The 25,843-nt window shown below is 70.3% G+C and carries 18 protein-coding genes; 8 read left to right on the forward strand and 10 right to left on the reverse strand.

Annotation, left to right across the window (positions count from 1 at the left end):
* The first annotated feature begins 453 nt into the window (after window positions 1–453).
* The 3 genes from tilS to VDQ83_RS06950 are packed head-to-tail and all read left to right on the forward strand — an operon-like array spanning window position 454 to window position 2,930.
* The gene (gene tilS, locus VDQ83_RS06940; RefSeq protein WP_455434344.1) at window positions 454–1,764 is read left to right on the forward strand and encodes a tRNA lysidine(34) synthetase TilS; all 1,311 of its coding nucleotides are present in this window, start codon (window positions 454–456) and stop codon (window positions 1,762–1,764) included.
* A 31-nt stretch (window positions 1,765–1,795) separates the two neighbouring features.
* Window positions 1,796–2,059: an exodeoxyribonuclease VII small subunit gene (locus VDQ83_RS06945; protein WP_263397821.1), complete on the forward strand. Its 264-nt coding sequence runs from the start codon at window positions 1,796–1,798 to the stop codon at window positions 2,057–2,059.
* Window positions 2,049–2,930 (forward strand): polyprenyl synthetase family protein, encoded by an 882-nt coding sequence (locus tag VDQ83_RS06950; RefSeq protein ID WP_455434345.1) that lies wholly within the window; start codon window positions 2,049–2,051, stop codon window positions 2,928–2,930. Before VDQ83_RS06945 ends, VDQ83_RS06950 begins: the two co-directional genes overlap by 11 nt.
* A gap of 241 nt (window positions 2,931–3,171) precedes the next feature.
* Here VDQ83_RS06950 and VDQ83_RS06955 read toward each other — a convergent pair whose 3' ends face one another.
* Window positions 3,172–4,725, reverse strand: coding sequence for a GH39 family glycosyl hydrolase (locus VDQ83_RS06955; protein WP_455434346.1), 1,554 nt, complete (start codon window positions 4,723–4,725; stop codon window positions 3,172–3,174).
* A 287-nt stretch (window positions 4,726–5,012) separates the two neighbouring features.
* On the opposite strand from VDQ83_RS06955, the gene VDQ83_RS06960 reads away from it, so the two are divergent.
* Window positions 5,013–6,104 (forward strand): M35 family metallo-endopeptidase, encoded by a 1,092-nt coding sequence (locus tag VDQ83_RS06960; RefSeq protein ID WP_455434347.1) that lies wholly within the window; start codon window positions 5,013–5,015, stop codon window positions 6,102–6,104.
* Between the two features lie 410 nt (window positions 6,105–6,514).
* Here the strand turns inward: VDQ83_RS06960 and VDQ83_RS06965 are convergent, their stop codons facing one another.
* From VDQ83_RS06965 to pmbA, 5 genes are all read right to left on the reverse strand, one after another.
* Complete coding sequence (locus tag VDQ83_RS06965; protein ID WP_455434348.1) at window positions 6,515–7,504, reverse strand: hypothetical protein; 990 nt, start codon at window positions 7,502–7,504, stop codon at window positions 6,515–6,517.
* A 100-nt stretch (window positions 7,505–7,604) separates the two neighbouring features.
* Window positions 7,605–8,744, reverse strand: coding sequence for a DUF1501 domain-containing protein (locus tag VDQ83_RS06970; protein ID WP_455434349.1), 1,140 nt, complete (start codon window positions 8,742–8,744; stop codon window positions 7,605–7,607).
* 34 nt (window positions 8,745–8,778) lie between these two features.
* Window positions 8,779–10,200 carry a DUF1800 domain-containing protein gene (locus tag VDQ83_RS06975; RefSeq protein WP_455434350.1) on the reverse strand — a complete coding sequence of 474 codons (1,422 nt, stop codon included), beginning with the start codon at window positions 10,198–10,200 and terminating at the stop codon, window positions 8,779–8,781.
* A gap of 236 nt (window positions 10,201–10,436) precedes the next feature.
* On the reverse strand, window positions 10,437–10,814 hold the full coding sequence (locus tag VDQ83_RS06980; protein WP_263397815.1) for a DUF4870 domain-containing protein: 378 nt from the start codon (window positions 10,812–10,814) through the stop codon (window positions 10,437–10,439).
* Between the two features lie 264 nt (window positions 10,815–11,078).
* The gene (pmbA, locus tag VDQ83_RS06985) at window positions 11,079–12,443 is read right to left on the reverse strand and encodes a metalloprotease PmbA (protein ID WP_455434351.1); all 1,365 of its coding nucleotides are present in this window, start codon (window positions 12,441–12,443) and stop codon (window positions 11,079–11,081) included.
* Between the two features lie 97 nt (window positions 12,444–12,540).
* Here pmbA and yjgA point away from each other — a divergent pair, with 97 nt between their 5' ends.
* Complete coding sequence (yjgA, locus tag VDQ83_RS06990) at window positions 12,541–13,146, forward strand: ribosome biogenesis factor YjgA (protein WP_455434352.1); 606 nt, start codon at window positions 12,541–12,543, stop codon at window positions 13,144–13,146.
* Window positions 13,147–13,293: 147 nt separating this feature from the next.
* Here the strand turns inward: yjgA and tldD are convergent, their stop codons facing one another.
* From tldD to VDQ83_RS07010, 4 genes are all read right to left on the reverse strand, one after another.
* On the reverse strand, window positions 13,294–14,736 hold the full coding sequence (gene tldD, locus VDQ83_RS06995) for a metalloprotease TldD (RefSeq protein ID WP_309912850.1): 1,443 nt from the start codon (window positions 14,734–14,736) through the stop codon (window positions 13,294–13,296).
* Between the two features lie 63 nt (window positions 14,737–14,799).
* Entirely contained in the window at window positions 14,800–18,702 is a 3,903-nt protein-coding gene (locus VDQ83_RS07000; RefSeq protein WP_455434353.1) for a YhdP family protein, read from the reverse strand.
* Window positions 18,703–18,871: 169 nt separating this feature from the next.
* On the reverse strand, window positions 18,872–20,362 hold the full coding sequence (rng, locus tag VDQ83_RS07005; RefSeq protein ID WP_309912844.1) for a ribonuclease G: 1,491 nt from the start codon (window positions 20,360–20,362) through the stop codon (window positions 18,872–18,874).
* Window positions 20,362–20,928: a Maf family nucleotide pyrophosphatase gene (locus VDQ83_RS07010; RefSeq protein WP_309912840.1), complete on the reverse strand. Its 567-nt coding sequence runs from the start codon at window positions 20,926–20,928 to the stop codon at window positions 20,362–20,364. Before VDQ83_RS07010 ends, rng begins: the two co-directional genes overlap by 1 nt.
* Window positions 20,929–21,059: 131 nt before the next feature.
* Here VDQ83_RS07010 and VDQ83_RS07015 point away from each other — a divergent pair, with 131 nt between their 5' ends.
* The 3 genes from VDQ83_RS07015 (at window position 21,060) to VDQ83_RS07025 (ending at window position 25,686) form a co-directional block, all read left to right on the forward strand.
* Window positions 21,060–21,797, forward strand: a complete 738-nt coding sequence (locus tag VDQ83_RS07015) for an SIMPL domain-containing protein (RefSeq protein ID WP_455434354.1) — start codon at window positions 21,060–21,062, stop codon at window positions 21,795–21,797.
* A 283-nt stretch (window positions 21,798–22,080) separates the two neighbouring features.
* Window positions 22,081–22,752, forward strand: coding sequence for a TonB family protein (locus VDQ83_RS07020; protein WP_455434355.1), 672 nt, complete (start codon window positions 22,081–22,083; stop codon window positions 22,750–22,752).
* Between the two features lie 168 nt (window positions 22,753–22,920).
* Entirely contained in the window at window positions 22,921–25,686 is a 2,766-nt protein-coding gene (locus VDQ83_RS07025) for a TonB-dependent receptor (protein ID WP_455434356.1), read from the forward strand.
* The last annotated feature ends 157 nt before the right edge of the window (window positions 25,687–25,843 follow it).

Raw genomic sequence — 25,843 nt, forward strand, 5'->3', positions numbered from 1 at the left:
GTGGTCGAGATGCGACACGCACGGCGCGGCGATGGATCTTCGGCATGCATAGCCGCTTGCTTCCATCCCACTCCTGAACCTGTGGACCTGCTCGCCGCGGTTCGGTGCGTTGCGCAATGACCGGCGGTCGAGATGCGACACGCACGCAGCGCGGCGATGGATCTTCTACGCACGCGCACCGACGCACCGCCGTGCTCCGCTCCACGCCGTACTCTGGCGGGCCTATGCCCGGCCGCGCGCATTGCCGCACCGCCAGATGGGCGACGCGCCCGGCGCGCGACACGTCGTGCACGGCACAGACACAGCGCATCGCCCCCGCACGCGATCGGCATGCAGGTCGCGTCGTACCGCACGCGCCGCGGCGCACCCGGCATGCTCCCAATCGCGCCGACCGGCGCCAGCCTCTAAAGTGACGCGATGACCGCCCGTTCCCACAGCGCACCGCCCTGCCCCGTGAGCGCCGCCCTGCCCGATCCGGCGCCGGCGGCGGTGCTGGTGGGTTTCAGCGGCGGGCTGGATTCGAGCGTGCTGCTGCATGCGCTGGCGCAGCAGCCGTACTACCGCCGCGCCGGGCTGCGCGCGGTGCACGTGCACCACGGCCTGCACGCCGACGCCGATGCCTGGGCCGCGCAGTGCGCCGCGGTCTGCGCGGCGCTGGCGATCCCGCTGCAGGTGCTGCACGTGCAGGTCCCGCGCGACAGCGGCCACGGCCTGGAGGCGGCGGCGCGGCAGGCGCGGCGCGCTGCTTTCGCCCAGGCGCTGGCCGCCAGCGAGTGGCTGGCGTTGGCACAGCACCGCGACGACCAGGCCGAGACCTTCCTGCTGCGCGCGCTGCGCGCCTCCGGCCCGGACGGGCTGGCGGCGATGCAGAGCCTGCGCAGTTTCGCCCACGGCATGCTGTGGCGGCCGCTGCTGGCGCTGCCGCGCAGCGATCTGCATGCGTATGCGCAGCGGCATGCGCTGCGCTGGATCGACGACCCGAGCAACGCCGATCCCGGCTTCGACCGCAATTTCCTGCGCCTGCACGTGCTGCCGCTGCTGCGCCAGCGCTGGCCGCATGCCGATGCCGCGCTGGCGCGCAGCGCGCAGCTGTGCGGCGAGGCCGGCGCCCTGCTGGACGACGGCGACCAGGCCGCGCTGGAGGCGCTGCGCGACGACCCTGCGGCGCCGTTGTCGCTGCCTGGTCTGCGCGCGCTGCCGGCGCCGCGCCGCGCGCGCGTGCTGCGCCGCTGGATCGCACAAGCGGGCCTGCCGCCGCTGCCGGCCGCCGGCCTGGCGGCGGTCGAACGCAGCCTGCTGCACGCACGTGCCGACGCGTCCGCGCAGTTCGCCTGGCACGGCGCGACGCTGCGCAGCTGGCGCGACGCGCTGCATGCCGAACGCGATCCGCCGCCACTGCCCGCCGACTGGCAGGCGCAGTGGGACGGCCGCGCGCCGCTGGCGCTGCCCGACGGCCGCCGCCTGCGCCTGTGCGGCGCCGCGCCGCTGGGCTTCGATGCCCCACTGTTGGTGCGGATGCGCCAGGGCGGCGAACGCATCGTGCTGCCCGGTCGCAGCCACTCGCAGGCGCTCAAGCACCTGCTGCAGGAACACGCGGTCCCGCCCTGGCAGCGCGCGCGCCTGCCCTTGCTGTTCGAGGGCGATCGGCTGCTGGCGGCCGGCACCGGCCTCGTTGCCGCGCCGCTGCACGCCTGGCTGCAGGCGCGGCGCGCACGGCTGCTGCTCGACGCCGCCGCGACGCCATCGTCACCTGCCTCGCATTGACCCTGCCGCCGACGCCGCGCACACTTCCGCGATGCCCAAGAAGTCCCTAGACGATGCCTCCCCGGTCGCCCGCTTCGAGCAATCGCTCGAGGAACTGGAAGTGCTGGTGGAGAAGATGGAAACCGGCGACCTGAGCCTGGAACAGTCGTTGAGCGCCTACGAGCGCGGCGTCGGCCTGTACCGGCAGTGCCAGCAGGCGCTGGAACAGGCCGAACTGCGCGTGCGCCTGCTCAGCGACCCGGAGCAGCCGGACGCCGCCGAGCCGTTCGATCCCGCCCCGCTCCATGGCGGCTGATGCCGCCTTCGCGCGCTGGCGCCAGCGCGTGGAAGCCGGCCTGGATGCGCACCTGCCCGCCGCCACGGCCGCGCCGCAGCGCCTGCACGCGGCGATGCGTCACGCCACCCTCGGCGGCGGCAAACGCATGCGCCCGCTGCTGGTCTACGCCAGCGGCGCGTTGTTCGAGGTCGATGCAGCGCAGCTCGATGCGCCGGCGCTGGCGGTGGAACTGATCCACGCCTACTCGCTGGTTCACGACGACCTGCCGGCGATGGACGACGACGCCCTGCGCCGCGGCCGCCCGACCGTGCACATCGCCTTCGACGAAGCCACCGCGATCCTGGCCGGCGATGCGCTGCAGAGCCTGGCCTTCTCGCTGTTGGCCGGCGCCGACGCTGCCGATGCGGCATTGCGCGTGCGCTGGCTGCAGACCCTGGCCGAGGCCGCGGGCGCGGCCGGCATGTGCGGCGGCCAGGCGCTGGACATCGACACCACCGGCGCGGTGCAGCCGCTGGCCGCGCTGGAGCGCATGCATGCGCTGAAGACCGGCGCGCTGATCCGCGCCAGCGTGCGCCTGGGCGCGCTCGGCGGCGGCGCCGATGCGGCCGCGCTCGCGCAGCTGGATACCTTCGCCAGCGCGCTGGGCCTGGCCTTCCAGGTACGCGACGACATCCTCGACATCGAGGCCAGTTCCGAACAGCTCGGCAAGACCGCCGGCAAGGATGCGGCGCAGGCAAAGTCCACGTATCCGGCGCTGCTCGGCATGGACGGCGCCAAGGCCAAGCTGGCCGAACTGGCGGCAACGATGCGCGACAGCCTGCACGGCCACGGCCCCCGCGCCGACGCGCTGGCGGCGCTGGCACGGCTGGCGGTGGATCGCTCGCACTGACCCAGGCGCTGCCCTTGCAGGAGCGGCTCCACGTGGCCTCGGGCCATCAGCCGCGACAGGCTTCACCGACAATGCCTATCCCTGCTGAAGCCTTGTTTACAGTGCACGCAGCGCACCGGCCGCCTGTAGGTACGTGTGGGAGCGACTTCAGTCGCGACAGGCGTCACCGGTAACGCCCCGTCGCGACTGAAGTCGCTCCCACAACATTTCGCAGACTGCAGGTTTTCGCGCGGAGAACCCGCTAACGCGGGCGCAACTCCACCAGCACCACATCGTTCGCGCGCATCCGCACATTCACCTGCGCATTGCCGTCCTTGCCCACGCACACGCGGCGCAGCTCTGGCGTATCGGCGGTCATGTCCTGCAGCTTGCGCAGTTGCTCGGCGCTCAACGCCTTCGGCGATCCCATGCGCAGATACGCGCTGTACGCATCGTTGGCATCGAAACCGGTGCGACGGATCGCCAACGCATAGGTGCCCGGCGCCAGTCCGCGCAATTGCAGGCGCAGCGGCGCGGTCGCGGCCGCCGGCAGCACCTGAGTGAAGTATGGGCGGTTGCTCTTGTCCTGCTGCGGGGTGACGAAGTCCCAGGCCAGCACTTTCAGCACGCCGCCGTCGTAGGTGGCATAGCTCTGCGAATCGGTGTTGCGCAGCTCCCGCTCGCCCAGCGCGTTGAGGTACTTGTAGGCGAAGTACGCCGGCTTGCGGATGCCCTGCGGATTGAGCAGGCCGAAGCCGCCCTGGAACGGCGCGGTCGGCGGGCCCGGCTCCTCGAACAGGTCGCTGTAGGTCCAGTAGCTCATGCCCTGCACCAGCCCTTCGGTCGCCTTGAGCTTGCTCAGGATGTAGGCCGCGCTGAGGTAGGCGTCGTGCACCGGGTCGCGCGGCGTGTAGCTGCTGCTCCACTCGGTGAAGTACAGCGGCAGGCCCGGCATCGCCGAGGCCTGGATCTGCTCGCGCACGCGGCGCACGTCGCCGACCACCGCATCGGGCGACGGCGACAGCTTGGTGTCGCTCTCGCCCTTTTCGTCCAAGAAGCCGCCGTCCACGCCGTAGGTGTGGGTGGTGATGAAATCCAGCGGCGTGCCGGCGGCATGCGCATGGGCGATGAATTCCGGGATCCAGGCCGCGCCGGCCGTCGACGGCCCGCCGACCTTGAGCTGCGGGTCAATGCGCTTGATCGTCTTCGCCGTCGCCGCGTACAGCGCGAAGTACGCCGGCTGGTCGGCGTTCTCCCAGAAGCCGGCCAGGTTCGGCTCGTTCCAGACCTCGAAGTACCAGCGCCGCACTTCCTCTTCGCCGTAGCGCTGGCGCGCATGGCGCACGAAGGCATCGACCAGCGCGCTCCACTTGTCCAGCTGCGGATGCGAGGTGTTGCCCTTCCAGTAGAAGATCCGCTGGTCGGAACGCTTCATCGCCTCCGGGGTGAAGCCCAGTTCGACGAAGGGACGGATGCCCATGCCGAGCATGCGGTCGTAGAGCTGGTCGATCTTGCTCCAGTCGTAGACCGGCCGCCCGTCGACCTCGCGATAGGTGCCGAGCACGTCGTGGAAGATCGCGTGGAAGCGCAGGTAGCGGAAGCCCAGTTCGTCGCGGGCGGTGCGCAGCTGCGCCAGGCTGTCTTCGCGCAGCAGCGTGCCCGGATAGTCCGAGCCCACCGACAGATCGTAGAAGCGGTCGCGCGGCGCCGTCGGCCCCTGCACGTCGAGCGCGATCTCGCGGGCCGCCGGCTGCGCAGCGGCCACCGCGGCCAGCGCAGTCAGTGCAACCGCCAGCACCAGGCGCAGTAGTCGCATGACGTTCCTTCTTCCAGGGCGCAAGCGACAGACTCTAGTGATCGGCATGCGAATCGGCAAACCGACGCCGCATGCGTCGTCGTGCGATGCGGCGCAGCACCCGCCGGATTCGCTGCGGCGGATCGATGCCGTCAGCGCATGCGCGAACGCGCATTGTGGGACTCGGCGCCCGCTTCGCTGGACGAAATCGCAGACAAACGCGCAAATGCCGCTTGCCCGCGGCATGCCGGGCTAGTTTGCATACGCCCTCGCATGGGCGCCCCCTTTTCCGAATGGAGAGAGCCTGCATGAAACGCGCATCCCTGATCTCGGCGGCAATCGGCTTCAGCCTGGTCGGCAGCATCTCGGCGGCCACCGCGCAATCGCAGCTGTCGCGCAACGCCACGCCGTTGCAGGTCGAACTGGCGCCGGTCGCCGACGCCGACGGCCAGCACCGCGGCCAGCTCGCGGTCACCGTGCGCAATACCGGCGAGCGCATCGCGCGCGTGCCCAGGTGGGAATTGCCGCTGGGCGAACTCGACGCCAGCCTGTTCGAGGTGGTGCGCGACGGCAACGCGGTCGACTACGTCGGGCGCCTGGTCAAGCGCGCCGCACCGCGCGCGGAGGACTTCGTGATCCTGCAGCCGGGCGAAGCGCGGCATGCGCAGATCGACCTGGGCAGCGCCTACGACCTGTCGCGCAGCGGCAACTACAGCATCCATCTCAACGCCTCGCTGCAGTACGCCTCGTTCTCCGACGGCAACAAGATGCTGCGCGCCGACGGCCAGCCGCAGACGGTCTCCAGCGCGCCGCTGACGCTGTGGCTGGACGGCCGCGGCCGCGCGACGCGCACAGACCTGATGGCCGGCCCGCAGGCGGTGGTCAACGGCATCAACTACGCCTCGTGCAGCAGCAGCCAGATCAGCACCATCGGCAGCGCGGTCAACGCGGCGCGCACCTATTCGCAGAACGCCAAAACCTATCTCAACGGCGGCAGCACCGGCGCGCGCTACACCTCCTGGTTCGGCGCCTACAACGCCAGCCGCTACAGCACCGCCACCTCCAACTTCGTCAACATCGACGCGGCGATCGACCAAAACAACGGCCAAGTCACCATCAACTGCGGCTGCAGCGACAGCGCCTATGCCTATGTCTATGCCAACCAGCCGTACCAGATCTACGTGTGCAACGCGTTCTGGAGCGCGCCGCTGACCGGCACCGACTCCAAGGCCGGCACGCTGATCCACGAAATGAGCCATTTCACCGTGGTCGCCGGCACCCAGGACTACGCCTACGGCCAGAGCGCGGCGCGCAACCTGGCCACCAGCAATCCGGCGCGCGCAGTGAAGAACGCCGACAGCCACGAGTATTTCGCAGAGAACACGCCGGCGCAGAACTGAGTCCCGGCAGCGTCACGACGCTCGCGCGAGCGGTGCCGGCAGGCGATGCCGGCACCGTTGTTCTAGTGCTGCGCTGTGCGATGGCGGCCGCGTCGATTGCCATGTTCGCCGCGCATCCTGCAACGGATCGGGCGTGGCAACGTCCGCCATCGGCACGCAATGCCTCAACGCGGCGCCACCAGCCCGTCCATCGCCGCACCGCCGCGCTGCCGGGGACCTGTGTTTCAGCGCCGCTTCGCAGACGCCCAGGTGCGCGTCCAGCACATGCTTGCTGGTCACTCATCGAGCGTCCAACGGAACGCGCAGCAATCTCCCTCAAGCCGGGTATTGCGTTACGGCAACCGCATCGCCCGGCGGATCGGCATCGTCCAGCGCGGGGCTATGCTCACTGTCTGCGCCAAGGCGGCGGCTCAGCGTATCAGCTCGTCGCAGCTATTGCCGCTGGTCGTATAGTCCTTGATGACGCCATTGCGCACGAGGACCGAGATGTCGCACCAGTGCGCATCTTCCCGCAAGACCTGGCCGTACCCGTTGCTGGTACGGTTTACGTAGCCTTTGCGGAAGTAGAGCGTCCGCGCACCATCGCCACTCTCCTCGTAGCGGTCAGGCCTGCCCCATATGGCCGCAAACTCTTGCTCCGTCCGTCCGACCCAATTTTCCAGAGCGAAATTGCGCCCAACCCGCGAGTTACGGCGATTGCTGGAATCCATCGCCTCAGCAGCCGTGCTGGCGGCACCGGCCATGCTGTCCCGGAAACGCTGCTCGATCTCCTGTGTCTCTTCCTTGCTCGGTCTGTAAGTGGTGGGTGGGCGCTGCCCATCGCGCCAGAGTTGCTTCCAGACAAAATCGACCGGCGAAATGCCGACATCGCCAACAAACATGAAACCAAGCCGATCGGGAGATTGTGCCGGGTCTCGGCTGCGCCCATCCTCGCCACGATCGCAGACGAATTTAATCACCTGCATCTCGCCGATCCCTTCCGGAGGGGCGGCTTCACCTCCCGTAATAATCTCGGCCGCCTTGTTGCGCCATCCGATCAGGCCGTGGACGGTCCTGATCGTCGATCGGGTGCAATTCACATGGTAGAGGCGGGATATGACCTCGGGTTTAGCGACACCTTCAAACACTTGATCGGCGTTGATTTCGAATTCCCGATCGGGGCCAATGCGCGTTTCACCGCTTTTCGGCTTCCCCTTGCGCATGAGTTGCCGTACATAGGCCAACTGCTGGTCAGTCGTCAATGTCTCGGTAAAGCCTACGACGTCATCGCTTTTGACCATAGATTGTTCGTCTACGACAAATACGTCGCGATCGGGCTTCACCCCGCCGCCTGCAATGATCCAGCTAGCTGTAGCGTGGGCAGTGCAGCTGATGCCCCCTGCCAACAAAACGGCGATCATTCCCGATAGCGCCCGCATCCCTGCCCTGCCATTTGATACAACACGATGCCCTGATAATCGCCATAGCTGGCCCAGTTGGCAAGCATCGGCACGCACTGCCTCAGCGCGACATCACCAGTCCATCCATCGCGCGCACCGCACCACTGCCCGGAAACACCTGCGTTTCCAGCGCCGCTTCGGACACGCCCAGGTGCGCGCCCAGCAGATGCTTGAACAGGCCGCGCAAGTCGGCCGTGGCGCGCAGATCGCGGCCTTCGTTCAACGCGCGCGGCGACAGCCCCGGCCAGTCGCCGGCAATGCGCCCGCCGCGCACCGCGCCGCCGGCCAGGAACGCGACGCCGCCAGTGCCGTGATCGGTGCCGCCGGTCCCGTTGACCGCCGCGGTGCGGCCGAACTCGGTCACCACCGCGACCACACTGCGCTGCCAGCTCGCGCCGGCGCCATCATGGAACGCGCGCAATCCGGCATCGAGCTCGCCCAGCTTGCGCTGCAGCACCGCGGCCTGGTTGCCGTGCGTGTCCCAGCCCGAATCCTCGACGAAGCCAAGGCGTGGGCCATCGGCCGTGGCCATGAAGCTGGCGGCGGCGCGCATCGCCTGCGGCAGCTGCCCGCCCTTGACGCTGTCCACCTGCATGCCCTGCCCGCGCACTGCGCGCGCGAAGCCGTCGGCCAACTGCGCGTCGGCGGCGTACAGCGGCTGCAACCGCTGCAGCAGGATCGGATTGACCGCGCTCGGCAGCGGCGGCGACCAGCTGCTGACTGCGCCAGGGCCGCGCATGATCAGCGGCGTCACCGCGCTCACCGACAGCGCCTCGGCCCCGTGCAGCGCCGCCGCACAGCGGTTGAGCCAGCCGCTGGAGGCGCCGCTGGGCCGCGCGGTGCCGTTCTCCAGGCAGTCCTGCGCTTCGAAATGCGAGCGTTCGCGATACGGCGGCGCCACCGCCACCACCGGCAGCCACTGCTTGCGCGCATACAGTTCATGGGCGAAGCCCAGTGCCGGATGCAACGCAAAGCTGCCGTCCAGGGCCAAGGTCTGCTGCGGCGCCAGCGCGCCGCGCAGCCGCGCGTAGTCGGCATCGCCCTGCGGCACCAGCGCATGCAGTCCGTCCAGCGCGCCGCGCAGCAACACCACCAGCAGCCGGGTGTCCGCGACCGGCGCGGCCGGGCCGGGACCGGACCACAGGCTCAACAACGTGGCCGCACCGCTGGCGGCGAGAAAACGGCGGCGTGTCAGCTGCATCGGGCGTTCTCCGCGATCGGTTGCGACGCGCCGCTCAGGCGCGCCATTGGAAGGCCGGGCTGGCCAGCAGCAAGGCCACGCCGTCGCGCGGCGATTCGGCGCGGCCCAAGGCATTGGCGGTGTCCCGATCCAGGCTGGTGGCGAACACGCTGCCGGCCAGGGCCAGCGGGTCGGTCGGCGATGCCATGCCGGCCAGCGCCTCGGCCGCCTGCACCCGTTTCCACAACGCATCCGGCCCGCTCCACTCGGCAGCCGCGTCGGCATAGCCGGCCGGCGAGCGCGGCGTGAACGGCGGTTGCCCCATCCGCGCCAGCAATGCGAGCACCTGCTTCTGCTGCGCCGGCGCCTGCGGCCATTCGCCGCCGGCGCGCAGCGCCGACAGCACGAAATCCTGCGGCTGCTTGAACTTGCGCGCATCCGCGCTCCACGCCTGCGCGCTGTCGATCAGCGCGCGGTACACACTGGGCAAGTGGCCGTCGCTGCGCAGCCAGGCGTCGGCCATGCGCTGCACCAGCGCCGGCGGCGGATCGTCGCGGACGAAATGCCGCGCCAGTTTCAGCGACACGTGGCGTGCGGTGGCCGGGTGCCGGGCCAGTGCGGCCAGGATCGCCTCGCCCTGTTCCAGCCCGCCTTCGGCGTAGCGCCGGCCCAGCAGGTGGCGGCTGCCGGCGGCATGCGCCGCCGCGCGGAACACGAAGGCGCGCTCGGGTACGCCCTGCTCGAAATCGCGCGGCGCCGGCACACCCCAACCGGTGATCGCGCGCGCCAGTTCGGTGACGTCGGGCTGGGTGTAGCCGCCGTCCACGCCCAGCGTGTGCAATTCCAGGATCTCGCGCGCCAGGTTCTCGTTGAGGCCGGGACGGCGCGGCGGCGCCTCCAGGCCCTGCCGCGCCGCACGGCGCTGCGCGCGTTGCGCCAGCACCGAGTCGGGACCGATCGAGTTGGCGTTGTCCAGGTAGCGCAGCATCGCCGGATGCCGTTCCACCGCCAGCAGCAGGTCGGCGAAGCGGCCCATGCAGTGCGGACGGATCGCCTCGCGTTCCATCGGCGCGGCGTACAGCGCGGCCGCGCGCTTGTCGACCGACACCGCGAAATGGTTGGACCAGAAATGCACCAGGCGCTCGGCGAAGCCGTCCGCACTGCCTACCGCGACGGCGTAACGCGCCGCCAGTTCCTGCGCCTGCGCCTGCCGGTACAGGCCGCGCGCGGCTTGCTGCGCGGGCTTGGCATCGGCTGGCACCTGCCTCCGCGCCAGACGCCGCTCGCGCTGGTAGGCGGCTTCGCGACGCAGGTACTCCAGGCTGTCGGGCAGGTCCCGCATCGCCGGGACGGCGGCAGGCAGCGGGCGCAACTGCGCGATCAGCCACGCGCGCGGATCGTCGATGGCCGCCAGTTCGCCTGGGCGCGCGCCCAGGCCGAAGCGGTTCGCGGCGCTCAGGGTTTCGCGACGGATCATGCGGCGCTCCCGGTCGGTGTCGTCAATGCAAACGCGCGACGCCAGGCCAGGTTGACCCGCCGCCGCACATCTGCCGCAACGCCATGCACGGCCTTTACCGGTGCGTGCGGTGATGGACTTCGTGGCCGCCGTCGTCGCAGCCACGCCTGGACTCGGCCTGGAACCCTCGGCGCAGTTGCAGACGCCATAAAAAAAGCCCGGCGAGCGCCGGGCTTTTTTGCAAAGCGGTGCCGCGCTTACTTGATCAGGCGCAGCGCGAACGGGTAGCGGTAGGCCACGCCTTCGTTGGCCTTGATCCCGGCCAGGATGCAGAACACCAGGTTCACCACCCACACCACCGGCATCAGCAGCCCGCCGATCACGATGATGCTGAGCACCACGCAGATCACGTAGCCGATGGCGACGGTGATCTGGAAGTTCAGGGCTTCCTTGGCCTGGTCGTTGAGGAACGACTTGGCCGGGTTGTCCTTGTTGATGAGCCAGATGATCAGCGGCACGATGAAGCCGGCGATGATGCCCGACAGATGGGTGATCAGTGCGACCGTGCGGTCTTCCTGCGGGCCAGCGGCGGCCGGCGGCGGCGGCGGGGCGGTCACATTGTCGAATTCGCTCATCGGTATTTTCCCTTCCTATGGTGGTGAGTGGGCAAGGCCAAGGCGCCTGGCGCGCCACTCTCGGCGGCCTGCGCAAGCCTGTCAAGCAGTCGCAGCGCGGACCGGCGCTGGCGTGGGCGCGCCGCCATGGCTGGGAACGGCTTGCACCCGCAGGAACCGACCGTTCTGCGCTGCACCGCCCCCCCTGCCCCTGCTCTGCCCGCAGCCGCTTACCGCCGCGCCACGGTCGCCGATCCGGACTGGATGGCGGCGCCGCGCGCGGGGTCAGGAGTTGCCGGCCACCGTCATCTTGCCGACCAGCACCGCGCCGATGTGCACGTGCGAGCGCACGTCGATGTCGCGGCCGACCGCCTCGATGCGCTGGAACATCTCGCGCAGGTTGCCAGCGATGGTCACCTCGTCCACCGGGTAGGCGATGGCGCCGTTCTCGATCCAGAAGCCGCCGGCGCCGCGCGAATAGTCGCCGGTGACCGGGTTGACGCCGTTGCCCATCAGTTCGGTGACAAGCAGGCCGCGCGGGATGCCCGCCGCGATCGTGGCCAGGTCGTCCGCGTTGGCGGCGACCTGCAGGTTGTGCACGCCGCCGGCGTTGGCGGTGGTCTGCAGGCCCAGCTTGCGCGCCGAATAGCTGCCCAGCACGTAGCGCTGCAGCACTCCGTCGGCGACCAGCGGCGCGGCGCGGGTGGCCACGCCCTCGGCGTCGAAGGCGGCCGAGCGCAGCCCGCGGCGCAGGTGCGGCAGTTCGTCGATCGCGAACCAGTCCGGGAACAGGCGGGTGCCGACGCTGTCGAGCAGGAAGCTGGCGCGGCGGTACAGCGCGCCGCCGGACACTGCGCCGAGCAGGTGCCCGACCAGCGAACGCGCCATCTCCGGCGCGAACAGCACCGGCAGTTCGCCGGTCGGCAGCGAGCGCGGCTGCAACCGCGCCACGGTGCGCTCGGCGGCGCGGCGGCCGATCGCCGCCGGCTGCTCGAGATCCTCGCGCGCCAGCGCGCTGCTGTACCAGCCGTCGCGCTGCATGCCGTCACCGTGGCCGGCGATCAGCGCGCAGCCGATCGAATGGTGGGTGCTGCGCTCGCGGCCGACGAAGCCGTGCGAGTTGGCGTACACCGACAGGCTCTCGCTGCTGCCGGCCGAGGCGCCGTCGGAGTTGGCCACGCGCGGGTCGGCGTCGCGGCCGGCGGCCTCGCAGGCCAGGGCCAGCTCGATCGCCTCCTCGGCCTCCAGCGCCCACGGATGCCAGCGGTCCAGCTCGGGCAGTTCGCGCGCCATCAGCGTCGCGTCGGCCAACCCGGCGGCGACGTCGTCCTCGGTGTAGCGGGCGATCGCGCAAGCCTGGGCGACGGTCGCCTCGAGGCTGGACTCGTGCAGGTCGGCGGTGCTGGCGCTGCCCTTGCGCTGGCCGAAGTAGACGGTGACGCCGATCCCGCGGTCGCGGGTGGCCTCGACCGTTTCCACCGCGCCCAGGCGCACGTTGACGTCCAGCCCGCGGTCTTCGCTGCAGCTGACCTCGGCCTGGCTGGCGCCCAGTTCGCGCGCCCGCGCCAGCAGGCGCTCGGCGGTGTCGGACAGCCGCTCCAGGCGTTCCAGGCTGTCGTCGCGGCGCAGTTCGGAGGTGATCGCGTTCAATGCTTTATCCTTGTTATGCGAGTCCCTTCGCAAGAGCCCGGCCATCCATGGCCGGACTTTCTAATTTGATGTTTCAGACTGATCGAGTAGTACGACCATGCGCGGACGCGACGAAGACACCGGTGAATTCCGCGGCGACAGCCGCAGCCAGCAGCGCCGCGCGGCGCTGGAAGTGCTGACCCTGGGCGAGAAGCTGGTGGCGCTGACCCCGGCGCAGCTGGCCAAGCTGCCGGTGCCCGAGTCGCTGATCCCGCATATCGAGGAAAGCAAGCGCATCACCTCGCACATCGCGCACAAGCGGCAGCTGGCGTTCCTGGCCAAGCAGATGCGCCGCGAGGACGACGCCACCCTGGACGCGATCCGCGAGGCGATGGATGCCAACAGCGACGGCGCGCGCCGCGAAGTGGCGGCGATCCACCGGGTCGAGGACTGGCGCGCGCGGCTGCTGGCCGACGGCGACGCCGCGCTGTCCGAGCTGCTCGCCGAATACCCCGAGGCCGACCGCCAGCGCCTGCGCCAGCTGATCCGCAACGCCAAGGAAGAACGGCTGAAGAACAAGCCGCCGCATGCCTATCGGGAGTTGTTCCGGGAGTTGCGCGAACTGGCGCTGGGGGACTCGGGACTCGGGACCGGGGACTCGGGACTCGGAGAAGCGGACGACGAAAGCGACGATATCGACACCGAGGACGACACGCGCGACTGAGCCACGGCGGCGCCGGCCCCGCACGGTCGTGCACCCGCGACCGCCTCGGCACGCTGGGCGACGACGCCGACCAAGCGCATCGGCATCGCCACGGCGACCGCGCGCGGCTTTACCGAATCCCGAATCCCGAATCCCCACTCCCGGCTCCTACGCCGTCCCGCCCACGGTCAGCCCGTCGATCAGCAGCGACGGCTGACCGACGCCGACCGGCACGCTCTGCCCGTCCTTGCCGCACACGCCCACGCCTTCGTCCAGGGCCAGGTCGTGGCCGATCATGCGCACCTTCTGCATGGTCTCCGGGCCGTTGCCGATCAGCGTGGCGCCCTTCACCGGCGCGGTGACCTTGCCGTCCTCGATCAGATAGGCCTCGGTCGCCGAGAACACGTACTTGCCGCTGGTGATGTCGACCTGGCCGCCGCCGAAATTGACCGCATACAGGCCCTTCTTCACCGAGCGGATCATCTCCTGCGGATCGTGCTGGCCGGCCAGCATGTAGGTGTTGGTCATGCGCGGCATCGGCAGGTGCGCGAACGATTCGCGGCGGCCGTTGCCGGTCGGCGCCACGCCCATCAGCCGCGCGTTCAGCGAATCCTGCATGTAGCCCACCAGCACCCCGTCCTCGATCAGCGTGGTGCAGTTGCTCGGCGTGCCCTCGTCGTCGACGTTGAGCGAGCCGCGGCGGCCTGCGAGGGTGCCGTCGTCGACGATGGTCACGCCCGGCGAAGCCACGCGCTGGCCGATGCGGCCGGCATAGACGCTGGTGCCCTTGCGCGCGAAGTCGCCTTCCAGGCCGTGTCCGACCGCCTCGTGCAGCAGCACGCCGGGCCAACCGGAACCCAGCACCACCGGCATCACCCCGGCCGGCGCCGGCACCGCCTCCAGGTTCACCAGCGCCTGGCGCAGCGCTTCCTTGGCGAAGGCTTCGGGCCGGCCATCGGCGAACAGCACCTCGTAGCCGTAGCGGCCGCCGCCGCCGGAGTAGCCGGACTCGCGGCGCCCGTTCTGCTCGACGATCACCTGCACGTTCAGCCGCACCAGCGGGCGCACGTCGGCGGCGAGCACGCCGTCGCTGCGCGCCACCAGCACCGTGTCCACGCCGCCGGACAGGCCGACCATCACCTGCTGCACGCGCGGGTCGGCGGCGCGCAGGAACTGGTCCAGGCGCCGCAACATCTCGACCTTGAGGTCGTTGCCCATGCCGTCCACCGGGTCCAGCGCCGGGTACAGCGCGCGCCCGTTGCCGCGCAGCAGCGACTGCGCCGGCTGCGCGCCGCCGTCGCGGGAAATCGCCCGCGCCGACTGCGCCGCGGCCAGCAGCGCGTCGCGGTGGATGTCGTCGGAATAGGCGAAGCCGGTCTTCTCGCCGGAGATCGCGCGCACGCCCACGCCCTGCTCGATGGAATGGGCGCCGTCCTTGACGATGCCGTCCTCCACGCTCCAGCTCTCGCGCCGCGAATGCTGGAAATACAGGTCGCCGAAGTCGATGCCGGGGCCGAGCAGCGTGCCGAAGGCGCGCTCCAGGCTGGTGGCATCGAGGCCGGCGGGAAGCAACAGGCGGGTTTCGGCGAGGCTGAGGGCGTTTTCGGTCATGGGCTCAACATGGGGGACGGGGGCGCTCAGCGCAAGCGCGGGCGGCGCGGGACACGCGCCGATTCAGGGACTGCCGGAGGCGGCCGGCGGCGCCGGCGGGCGCGAGGCATCGCGCTCGATCACTTCCACTTTCGGATCCTTCCACGGGCCGGTGACCCGGTAGGTGCGCGCGCCGATCGCGCCCAGCGGCTTGCCCAGCACCGCGTTGGCGGCGGCGCCGACCGCCGCGCCGACCGGGCCGCCGGCGACCGCGCCGACCACGGTCAGCAGGTTGCCGGCCTTTGGATTGACGTCGATGGTCTGGTCGAACTGCTGCGCGCGCAGGTCGGCCTGCCCGCGCACCTTGATTTCCGCGGCGGGGCCGTCGATCAACATCGACTCGCTGCGCGCCACGCCGTCGCCGAACTGCACTTGGCCGTCGATGCGGTTGAAGGCGAAGCCCTTGGAGAAGAAGTCGCGGAAATCGAACATCAGCCGGCGCGGTAGCTGCGCCACGCTCAGCAGGCCGAGCACGCGTCCCGCGCCGGGGTTCAGTTCCAGCAGCTGGCCGTTGCGCGCGGCCACGTCGAGCTGGCCCTGCAGGGTCGCCAGCTGGAACCCGGCCGGATCGCCCGGCCAGGCGGCGCGCAGGCCCAGCGTGCCTTCGCCGCCGCGCAGCTGGCCGCCGAAATCCAGGCTCTGCATCAGCGCGCCCAGGTCCTGGCTGTCCACGCTGGCGATGAGCTGGGTGCGCGCGGTGGCGCCCTTGCCGCGCCAGTCGCCGCTGATGTCGATCTTCTGCTTGTCCGAGCGCAGGTGCAGTTGGTCCACGCGCATGCCGTCGATCAGCTTGCGGGTGCGCAGCGAGGCCGCGCCGAGCTGCATCGCACCGAAGCGCAGGTCGTCCACGTCCAGCGCCAGCGCCGGGATCTTGGCCGGGTCGAGCGTACTGGTCAGCGGCCGCACGGCGGCCGCGGCCGCTGCGGGTGTCGCCGGGTCTGGCGTGACGCTGGCCGCAGGAGTCGCGGCCGCAGCCGGAGCAGAGGCCGCCGCTGCGCTCGGCGCCGCGCGCCAGTGCACCCGCGCCAGGCGGCCGCCGAGCACGCCGGCCGGCTTGCTCGGCACGCTGAGTTCGCCGGCCAGCGCCGGCCCGTCCAGTTGCACCGCCACCGTGTCGGCCTGCGGCTGCAGGCGCAGGCGGGTGTTGTCGAACACGCCGCCGAGCAGCAGCAGATGGTCGGCGAGCACGTCGATCTGGCGCAGCGGCATCGGGTCAGCGGCACCTGGCGTGGCCGACGCGTTCGGATCCGGGCCGCTGACCAGGCCGATCCAGTCGATCGCGTTCAGCGAGGCGGTGCGCCCGCTCACGGTCAGGCCATCGCCGGGCGGGTCGCCGACCACGTGGTCGCTGCCCATCACCACCTTGACCCCGGTCTTGCCGTTCTGGCTGCGCGCGACCAGCGCCATCAACTTGCCGAAGGCGACCTCGATGCGCCCGGTGCCGACCGGCAGCGGCACGTTGACCGAGGTCGCCAGCGGCGCCGCCACGCCCTTGTCCATCGGCGCCGGCAACAGCAGCTGGGTGCCGACCAGGTCCGAATGCAGCTGCAGGCGGGTCGGCGGCTGCACCCCGCCATCGGCGGTCTTGGGCAGACCGACGCCGATGTTCCAGCGCGAGCGGCCCTGCACGTAGGGCTTGAGCCAGGCCATTTCCGGCGCCCGGTCGAGCAGTTCGTCCGCGTCCACCGAGGCGCTCAGCGCCGCCTCGAAGGCCTGCTGCGGATCGAGCACGCCATCGCCGGCGCGCAGCGCCAGTTCGCCGGCATGGCCCTCGTGCAGCACCGCCAGCTGCGGCGCCTCGAAGCCGGTGTCGCGGTAGTCGGCGCTGCCGCGCATGTCGTCGAAGGCCACGTCCCAGCGGCGATCGGCGATGTGCGCGCCGAGCAGTTCGACCTTGCCGCGCAGGTGATGGCCGCCCACGTCGCGGCGCAACGGCTGCAGCAGGTCGAAGCTGACGTCGGCCGGACCGGACGCGCTGAGCGCGTCCAGGGTCTCGCCGTAGCGGCGGCGCAGCGGGCTCTGCCGCAGCATCGCCAGCAGCTTGCCGGTCTCGGCGCGGCTGCTGGCCAGCACGCTGAGCTGGCCTTGCTTGTAGTCCGGCAGCACCGCCGACAGCCGGTCCACCGGCACCCCGCCCATCTCGCCGCGGCCATGCACCTCGAAGCCGTTGCCGATGAAGGCGACCTCGGCGTCCACCTTCTCCACCGCCGGCCATTCGCGCTGGAAACGGATCCTGGCGTCGTCCAGCCGCGCGGTGGCCTCGAAGCGGCCGTTGTGGTCGACGAACGGCCACTGGTCCAGATCGCCGGAGACCAGCGCACGGCCGCCGCGCAGGCGCCCGCCCTGCAGCGCGGCGTCCAGCCAGTCGGTGGCCGCCTTGCTCATCTTCGAATGCACCCAGAACTTCTTCGCCGCCGTCACCGGCGCGTCCTGCAGGTCGGCGGCCAGGTCGATCCACGGCCGCGAGCCGTCGGCCTGGAACCGCACCCCGCCGCGAAAATCGGCGCCGTAATCGCTGCCCTGCACGCGCAGCGCCGGGGTCGCCACGCACACATCGGTGCCGTCGCGGAAGGCCACGATGCGCCCGGCCAGCCGCACCTCGTGGACCACGCCGAAGCCGCTGGGCCAGTCGAAGCGCACCGGACTGGCGGCGTCCAGCACCAGCTCCCCGCCCTGCGCATCGCCATCGAAGCGGCCGCGCAGGCCGCTCACCCCGGGCGACTGCCCGACCGGCGCGAACGCTAGCTCGGTCAGCCGGCCCTGCCCATACAGCGGCCCGCCGGCGCTGCCGGTCAGCGCCACCTGGGTCAGTTGCAGCCGCGGCCGCGCCGCGTGCAACCAGGCGCGCAGCTTCGGCGAAAGGCCGTCGCTGAGCGCGGCCACCGCCAGCAGCGGCGCCGCATCCAGGTGCTCGCCGAGCAGCGCGAAGCGTCGCCCGCCGGCCACGGTCAACCCATCCAGGCGCTGTGTCGGCAGCCCGGCCTGGCCGATCTGCAGCCGCGGCGCATCCAGCCGCCAGCCGCCGTCGATCTGCCGCCAGCGCGCGGTGGCGCGCAGCGTGGTGAACGCGGTCTGCGGCCGCGCGCCGCCGGCGGCCAGCGCCGCGCCGCTCAGGCGCAAGTCGCGCAGCGTGGCCTCGACGCTGACCCCGACGATCCGGTGCCGCTGCAACTGCGCCCAGCCCTGCACCGCGCCGGCGCCGCCTTCGACGCGGACCCCGGCGGCGTGCAGCAAGCCCGACCAACCGCCCAGTTCGGCCGCGCGCGCGGCCACGTAGGCCTGGCCGGTGCCGCGCCGGCGGTCCATGTCCAGCACCGCGGTCAGCGGCGCCTGCTTCAGGTCGATCCAGCCCTGCGCGCCGACGCGCAGGCGGTCGCCGTCCACGCGCAGGCGCAGGTCGATCTTCGGCAACTGCGCATCCAGGCCCAGGTCCGGCGCATGCACCGCCAGGCGGCCGTCGATGACCTGCAACTCGCCCAGACCCTGCAGCGCGTCCAGCGGATCGCCGGCCGGCGCGGTCGGCAGGCCCTGCACCGACCAGGTGCCGTCGGCGCCGCGCAGCAGGGTCAGCGCCAGCCCGCGCAGGCGCAGTTCGGTGAAGGAACGGCCCGGCAGCAGGCCGGCGTACATCGACACCAGCACCTCGGCCTGGCCGATGCGCACCCCGTCGCCGGCGCCGATGCGCAGGCCGTCCAGGCGCAGCAGCGGCCCGCGCCGGGTCCAGGCGGTCTCGACCCGGTCGAACTGGATCGGCCGCCCGGCGCGCTCGCTGAGCCAGGCCTGGATCCGCTGCGGGTGCCGCTCCACGAACGGCAACGCCTGGCTCAGCGCCCCCACCAGCAACGCCACGCACACCAACCCGATCGCCACCGCGTAGAACGCGAAACGGCGGGCCAGGCGCAGGCGGCGGCGCAGGGGGGTAGGCATCAACGGCCGGGAGTGGGGAATCGGGAATGGGGAATGGGAAAGGCAGGACGCGGGCAACTCACTGCTGCGTGCAATCCCGCAAACGACTTCGTGGATGGAAACCAGGATGCGTCGGGGCCGACATCACGCTCTTCCCCCATTCCCCATTCCCGATTCCCCACTCTCAGCCTCACAACAACACCACGTCGAACTGCTCCTGCAGGTATTGCTCGTCGGCCTGGAAACGGATGCTCTTGCCGAGGAATTCCTCCAGCTCGGCCACCGCCGAGGATTCCTCGTCGGTGATCCGCGCCACCACCTTGGTCGAGGCGATCACCAGTAGCCGCGCCGCGTCGAACTGGCGCACCGCGCGGGTGATCTCGCGGAAGATCTCGTAGGTGACGGTCTCGGCGGTCTTGATCGAGCCGCGTCCGCTGCATTCCGGGCACGGCTCGGACAGCTGCCGCTCCAGGCTCTCGACGGTGCGCTTGCGGGTCATCTCCACCAGCCCCAGCGGCGAGAACTCGTACACCGTGGTCTTGGCGTGGTCGCGCGACAGCGCCTTCTCCAGCGTGCGCAGCACCTGGCGGCGATGCTCGGCATCGTCCATGTCGATGAAGTCGATGATGATGATGCCGCCCAGGTTGCGCAGCCGCAGCTGCCGCGCCACCGCCTGCGCCGCCTCCAGGTTGGTGCGGAACACCGTTTCCTCGAGGTTGCGCTGGCCCAGGAACGAGCCGGTGTTGACGTCGATGGTGGTCATCGCCTCGGTCTGGTCGATGACCAGGTAGCCGCCGGACTTCAGCGGCACCTGCTTGTCCAGCGCGCGCGCGATCTCGTCCTCCACGCCGTACAGGTCGAAGATCGGGCGGTCGCCGGTGTACAGCTCCAGGCGCTCGGCCAGCACCGGCATGTACTTGGCGACGAACGCCTGCAGGCGCTCGAAGGTCTCGTGCGAATCGACCTTGACCTTCTCCACGTCCTTGCGGATCAGGTCGCGCACCGCGCGCAGCGGCAGGCTCAGGTCCTCGTAGATGATGCTGGCCGGCGCGCCTTCGCGGCCGCGCCGTTCGACCACGTTCCAGACCCGCGACAGGTAGGCGATGTCCTCGGCCAGCGCTTCGGCCGGCTGGCCCTCGGCGTTGGTGCGGATGATGTAGCCGAAGCCGCCATGGCTGGCGGCCAGGTCGGCGACCAGGGTCTTCAGGCGCAGCCGCTCGGCCTCGTCCTCGATCCGCGCCGACACCCCGATCACCCGCGACTGCGGCAGCAGCACCAGGTAGCGCGAAGGGATGCTGATCTGCGTGGTCAGCCGCGCGCCTTTGCTGCCGATCGGGTCCTTGACCACCTGCACCACGATGTCCTGGCCGTCGCGCAGCAGCTCCACGATCGGCGCGCCCGACGCCACCGGCAACGGCGGCGCCTCGTCGGTGTCGCCGTTGGCCACCGGCGCCGGCCGCACCACGTCGTTGGCGTGCAGGAACGCCGCGCGTTCCAGCCCGACCTCGACGAACGCGGCCTGCATGCCCGGCATCACCCGTTGCACCCGGCCCTTGTAGATGTTGCCCACCACCCCGCGGCGCCAACCGCGTTCGATGTGCAGTTCCTGCAGCATGCCGTTCTCGATGACGGCCACCCGGGTCTCGCGTGGTGTGACGTTGACCAGGATCTCTTGCGACATCAAAGCACTCCGAAGGCGTGCAGCAGGTGGGAAGTTTGGTGCAGAGGCAGGCCCATCACCCCGGAATAGCTGCCGTCCAGACGGCTGACGAAGCGCTCGGCGCCTCCCTGGATCGCGTAGGCGCCTGCGCGCCCCATCGGTTCGCCGCTGGCCACGTAGTCGGCGATGTCCTGCGCCGACAGCACCGCGAAACTGACCGCGGTCGGCACCAGCAGCACCTCCTCGCGCGCCGCGCCGACCAACGCCACCGCGGTCATCGCCTGGTGCGTGCGCCCGGACAGCGCAGCGAGCATCGCCGCCGCGTCGTCGGCGTCGGCCGGCTTGCCGAACACGCGATCGTCCAGCACCACCTCGGTGTCGGCGCCGAGCACCAGCGCATCCGCCGTGGCGCCGAGCTGCGCCATGCCGGCGCGCGCCTTGTCCAGCGCCACCCGGCGCACGTAGGCCTGCGCCGGTTCGCCGGCCGCGCGCACTTCCGGCACCTCCAGATCGAGGATCCGGAACGGTACGCCCAGGCGCGTCAGCAGTTCGTTTCTGCGGGGGGAACGGGAAGCGAGATACAGCATGGCGGAAGGATAACCCGGCACGCCTGACTGAACGATCGCTAATTCCGGCACCATGCACGCGACCCCGGCACGCATCACGACGCGTTCATTGTCGCGGCAACACCCTCGCCCCATCTTCAAGGAGAACACCGATGCGTCCACTGTCCGTCCGTCCGCTGCTGCTGGCCCTGACCCTCGCCCTAGGAGGCACGATGACCGCCCATGCCCAACCCGCCGCGCCGGCCTATGCCGTGCCCGCCGACGGCACCATGCTCAACATCGCCGCCCAGGCCGAGGCCAGGCACGCGCCGGACGTGGCCACGCTGTCGGCCGGCGTGGTCACCCAGGCCACCGACAGCGCCGCGGCGATGCGCCAGAACGCCGAACAGATGACCAAGGTGCTGGCCGCGGTCCGCGCCGCCGGCATCGCCGACAAGGACGTGCAGACCAGCGGCATCAACCTCAGCCCGCAATACAAGTACGCCGAGAACCAGGCGCCGCAGGTCATCGGCTACCAGGCCAGCAATTCGGTCAACCTGAAGGTGCGCGACATCGCCAAGCTCGGCAAGGTGCTCGACGCGCTGGCCGCGCAGGGCGCCAACCAGATCAACGGCCCCACCTTCGAGATCGACGATCCAGAGCCGCTGTACGACCAGGCCCGGGTCGATGCGCTGAAGAAGGCGCAGGCCCGAGCGCAGACCTACGCCAAGTCGCTGGGCCTGCGCGTGCGCCGCATCGTCAGCATCTCCGAAGGCGGTGGCGGCGGCGTGCGGCCGATGCCGATGATGCGCGCGATGGCGATGAAGGCGGAGATGGACAGCACCCCGGTGGCGACCGGCGAGAGCAGCGTGTCGGTCAACCTGGACGTGGTGTTCGAACTGGGCAAGTAATCCCTGCCTCCATGCGTTGCGACGACGGCGCCTGCGGGCGCCGTCGTCGTTCCTGCACCACGAAGTTCGGGCAGCGCCGGCCCGCACGATGCGGCCGCCGAGCGCGGCGCCGCCGGGCACGGTGCCTCCGCACGACGCTGCCTTGCGGTGACGCTTGCCAAGTCGAGGGCAATAGGCTCAATGTCGGAGACGCGGACGGATGCCGCCTTGACCCCGTCCGCCGCGCTGACGCGTTTGGTCGTACCGCAAGTCCACAAGACGCACATCATCATGGAGGTGGATCATGGTTCGCACGCAACTCCCCGCTCCCTCGTTCGGCATCGACCTGTCCCGGATCCTGGCGCTCAGCGCCGCGATCGGCCTGCACCTGCTCGCCTTGCTGCTGCTGTTGATCCCGCTCTCGCACGTGACGCCGCCACAGGAACAGACCAAGGCGGAACCGCGCTGGCAGCAGCCGATGGTGGTGCCGATCACCCCGGCGCCGCCGAAGCCCACGCTGCAGCCCGAGAAGCGGCCCATGACCCAGCCGCGGGTGCCGACCGCGGTGCCGACCCCGCTGCCGGTGCAGGCGCCGTTGGTCGATGCGAGCCCGGCACCGGTGCTGGCGGCGACCGCCGATCCGGCGCCTGCGCTGGCCGAACCCAGCGTGCCACCCGGACCGTCCAGCGCACCGCTGGCCGGCATGCAGTTGCAGTACCTGCGCGCGCCGGCCCCGCCCTACCCGCGCGACGCCTTGCGTGCCGGCCTGCAGGGCAGCGTGCTGCTGCGCGTGCTGGTCGGCGTCGACGGCCAGCCGCTGGAGGTCAGCATCGCCAAGAGCAGCGGCCACCGCATCCTCGACCAGGCCGCGCGCGAGCAGGTGCTGAAGCGCTGGAAATTCCATGCTGCATTGCAGCAAGGCACCCCGGTTCAGGTTTACGGGCTGGTGCCGGTGGATTTTTCGCTGGGCCGTTGAACGCGGGCGCGGCCCCGGCGGCGGAAGCGCCCGCCGGGGCCTTTTAATTCAAAATTCACAATTCATTCACGATAAATACACCTAGATGGGAGCCAGCCGGCCTTCATAAGCCGGCGCTTTTAGCAAAATTAGAAATCAAAACTTGCGCTTCCAGTTAGGAGAGAGACTGTGAACACCCTGAACCAACGGCGTGCAACCCGCCGCCATATCCTTTGCGTGTCCGTCGCTGGCGTCCTCGCCACCGCTGCCGCCGTTCCCGCCGCATTCGCGCAGGAGGCGGCGACCAACCTCGACCGCATCACCGTCACCGGCTCCAACATTCCCCGTACCAACACCGAGACCCCGTCTCCGGTGCAGGTGGTCACCCGCCAGGAAATCGACCGCACCGGCAAGTCCACGGTCGCCGAGTACCTGCAGACCCTGACCTCCGACGGCGCCGGCTCGATTCCCAAGAGCTTCGGCAACGGCTTCGCCGGCGGCGGCGCCGGCATCTCGCTGCGCGGCCTGGGCGCCGGCTCCACCCTGGTGCTGTTGAACGGGCGCCGCATGGCGACCTACGGCCTGGCCGACGACGGCCAGAAGGTCTTCACCGACCTGAGCACCATCCCGCTGGACGCGGTCGAGCGGATCGACATCCTGAAGGACGGCGCCTCGGCCATCTACGGCTCCGACGCGATCGCCGGCGTGGTCAACATCATCCTGCGCAGCGACTTCGAAGGTGCCATCCTGCGCGGCTCCTACGGCATGTCCGGCGACAGCGACGGCAATGCCCGCAAGGCGACCCTGACCGCCGGTACCGGCAACCTCGCCAACGACGGCTGGAACGCCTTCTTCAGCCTGGACGTGGGCAAGTCCGACGCGATCAAGATCAGCGACCGCAAGGACCGCAAGTGGATCGGCACCGGCGACATCCGCCGCTACGGCTACGACGCCGCCGACGCCCAGTTCCTCGGCGGCGCCTACCTCAGCGGCGGCACTGCCGGCGGGGTGGGCCCGAACGGCTCGGTGTTCGACAGCACCGCCCACCTGGTCGCCCTGCCCGGCTGCGCCGGCCTGACCACCATTCCCGGCCAGACCGATGCCACCGCGCAGGCCCAGGGCTGCCTGTGGGATCCGGCGCAGCAGTACCGCGACCTGAGCCCGGAAGAGAAGTACGTCAACGTGTTCGCCCGCGCCAGCTTCGCCTTCGGCGAGGGCGGCGAGATCTACACCGAGATCGGCTACTCGAAGAAGGAGACCGTGTTCTCCAACACCCCGTCCGGCGTGTCCGGCGGCTGGGGCTATCCCGGCGGCCCGGTCAACGCCAACAGCGGCGCCGGCGCCACCATGCTCTATGCCGGCCATCCGGACAACCCGCTGCCCACCGCCGCGCGCGTGCGCTACAGCGCCTGGGACGTGGGCCCGCGCGTGACCGACAACACCAACGAGTTCAACCGCTTCCTGGTCGGGGTCAAGGGCAACTGGGGCGAGTGGAGCTACGACACCGCCTACCTGCATTCGGGTACCGACCTGATCAACAAGCGCACCGGCTTCCTGCGCTACAGCGCCGTGCGCTGCGTGCTGGGCAACCCGGCCTGCCCGGCCGGCACCTGGCGCATCGGCGACAACGCCAGCCTGAACTCGCAGGCGCTGTACGACTTCATCTCGCCGACCATCAGCGCGACCGCCAAGTCCAGCCTGGACATGTTCGACTTCACCGTGTCGCGCAGCCTGGCCGACCTGCAGGGCGGCCCGCTGGGCCTGGCGCTGGGTACCGAATGGCGCAAGACCAGCAACAGCCTGACCCCGCAGACCTTCACCGACATCGGCGACATCATCGGCCTGGGCTACTCGGCCTATGACGGCACCCAGAACGTCTACGCCGCCTACGCCGAGCTGTCGGCGCCGGTGCTGGAGCAGCTGGAACTGTCGGCGGCGGTGCGTTACGACAAGTACGAGAGCGGCGACAGCAAGGCGACGCCGAAGCTGGGCGTGAAGTGGACCCCGACCGACTGGATCGCCCTGCGCGCCAGCTACGCCGAAGGTTTCCGTGCGCCGAACCCGGCCGAGAACGGCGACGGCGGCCTGGCCGCGTTCTCCAACGCGCGCGATCCGGTGCGTTGCGCCATCGATCCGGCCAACGAGTGCACCGCGCGTTCGGTGGCGATCATCACCCGTCCGAACTCGGCGCTGGAGCCGGAAGAGTCCAAGAGCTACTCGGTGGGCTTCGTGCTGCAGCCGACCGCCAGCACCTCGCTGACCGTGGATGCGTGGCAGATCAAGCGCACCAACGAGATCGCCCAGGGCAGCACCGCCGACGCGATCGCCTCCGGCAACGTCCTGCGCGACAGCAACAACATCGGCGGCGTGGCCAACAGCGGCACCATCCTGGCGGTCAACACCGCGTACGTGAACGCCAACTCCTCGCGTGTGCGCGGTGTCGATGCCGACGTCCGCCAGACCTTCGAGATCGGCCCGGGCCAGCTGGAAATGGACCTGCAGTGGAGCCACCTGCTCAAGTTCGAGCGGACCGAAGGCGACACCACGGTCGACTACGTCGGCACCCACGGCAACTGCGACGTGACCAACTGCATCGGCACCCCGCAGGACCGCATCAACTTCGGCACCACCTGGAAGCAGGGCAACTGGAGCGTCAGCGGCGTCGTCAACTACATCGACAGCATCGAGAACAAGGACCGTCGCGGCGGCGACTACCTGGCGTTCTACGCGGACGGCAGCCCGGTCGAGAAGATCGCCTCGTTCACCACCTTCGACATGTCGGGCCGCTGGAACGTGACCGACGCGTTCGAACTGAACGCCTCGGTGCAGAACGTGTTCGATCGGATCGCTCCGCTGGATCCGGCCACCTACGGCGGCGTCAACTACAACCCGCTGCACTTCAGCGGCGCGGTCGGCCGCTACTTCACGGTGGGCGCCAAGTACACGTTCAACTGATCGAACGCGTTACGCTGTAAACGAGAAGCCCGGGCGCAAGCCCGGGCTTTTTTGTGCGCGCCGCATGGCGTGACCTGCGGTTGCGATGCCGGCGCTGCAGCTACAGCGTCGCGGCGATCGGCGCCTGCACGTTCGCAGCTGTGCCAATCGGCCAGGC

It is taken from the genome of Xanthomonas sp. WHRI 7945, assembly GCF_035026585.1.

Coding starts and splice junctions, on each gene's coding strand:
- VDQ83_RS06945 (WP_263397821.1), top strand. CDS start 1,796: ATGCCCAAGAAGTCCCTAGACGATGCCTCCCCGGTCGCCCGCTTCGAG.
- VDQ83_RS06950 (WP_455434345.1), top strand. CDS start 2,049: ATGGCGGCTGATGCCGCCTTCGCGCGCTGGCGCCAGCGCGTGGAAGCC.
- VDQ83_RS06955 (WP_455434346.1), bottom strand. CDS start 4,725: ATGCGACTACTGCGCCTGGTGCTGGCGGTTGCACTGACTGCGCTGGCC.
- VDQ83_RS06960 (WP_455434347.1), top strand. CDS start 5,013: ATGAAACGCGCATCCCTGATCTCGGCGGCAATCGGCTTCAGCCTGGTC.
- VDQ83_RS06965 (WP_455434348.1), bottom strand. CDS start 7,504: ATGATCGCCGTTTTGTTGGCAGGGGGCATCAGCTGCACTGCCCACGCT.
- VDQ83_RS06970 (WP_455434349.1), bottom strand. CDS start 8,744: ATGCAGCTGACACGCCGCCGTTTTCTCGCCGCCAGCGGTGCGGCCACG.
- VDQ83_RS06975 (WP_455434350.1), bottom strand. CDS start 10,200: ATGATCCGTCGCGAAACCCTGAGCGCCGCGAACCGCTTCGGCCTGGGC.
- VDQ83_RS06980 (WP_263397815.1), bottom strand. CDS start 10,814: ATGAGCGAATTCGACAATGTGACCGCCCCGCCGCCGCCGCCGGCCGCC.
- yjgA (WP_455434352.1), top strand. CDS start 12,541: ATGCGCGGACGCGACGAAGACACCGGTGAATTCCGCGGCGACAGCCGC.
- tldD (WP_309912850.1), bottom strand. CDS start 14,736: ATGACCGAAAACGCCCTCAGCCTCGCCGAAACCCGCCTGTTGCTTCCC.
- VDQ83_RS07000 (WP_455434353.1), bottom strand. CDS start 18,702: ATGCCTACCCCCCTGCGCCGCCGCCTGCGCCTGGCCCGCCGTTTCGCG.
- rng (WP_309912844.1), bottom strand. CDS start 20,362: ATGTCGCAAGAGATCCTGGTCAACGTCACACCACGCGAGACCCGGGTG.
- VDQ83_RS07010 (WP_309912840.1), bottom strand. CDS start 20,928: ATGCTGTATCTCGCTTCCCGTTCCCCCCGCAGAAACGAACTGCTGACG.
- VDQ83_RS07015 (WP_455434354.1), top strand. CDS start 21,060: ATGCGTCCACTGTCCGTCCGTCCGCTGCTGCTGGCCCTGACCCTCGCC.
- VDQ83_RS07020 (WP_455434355.1), top strand. CDS start 22,081: ATGGTTCGCACGCAACTCCCCGCTCCCTCGTTCGGCATCGACCTGTCC.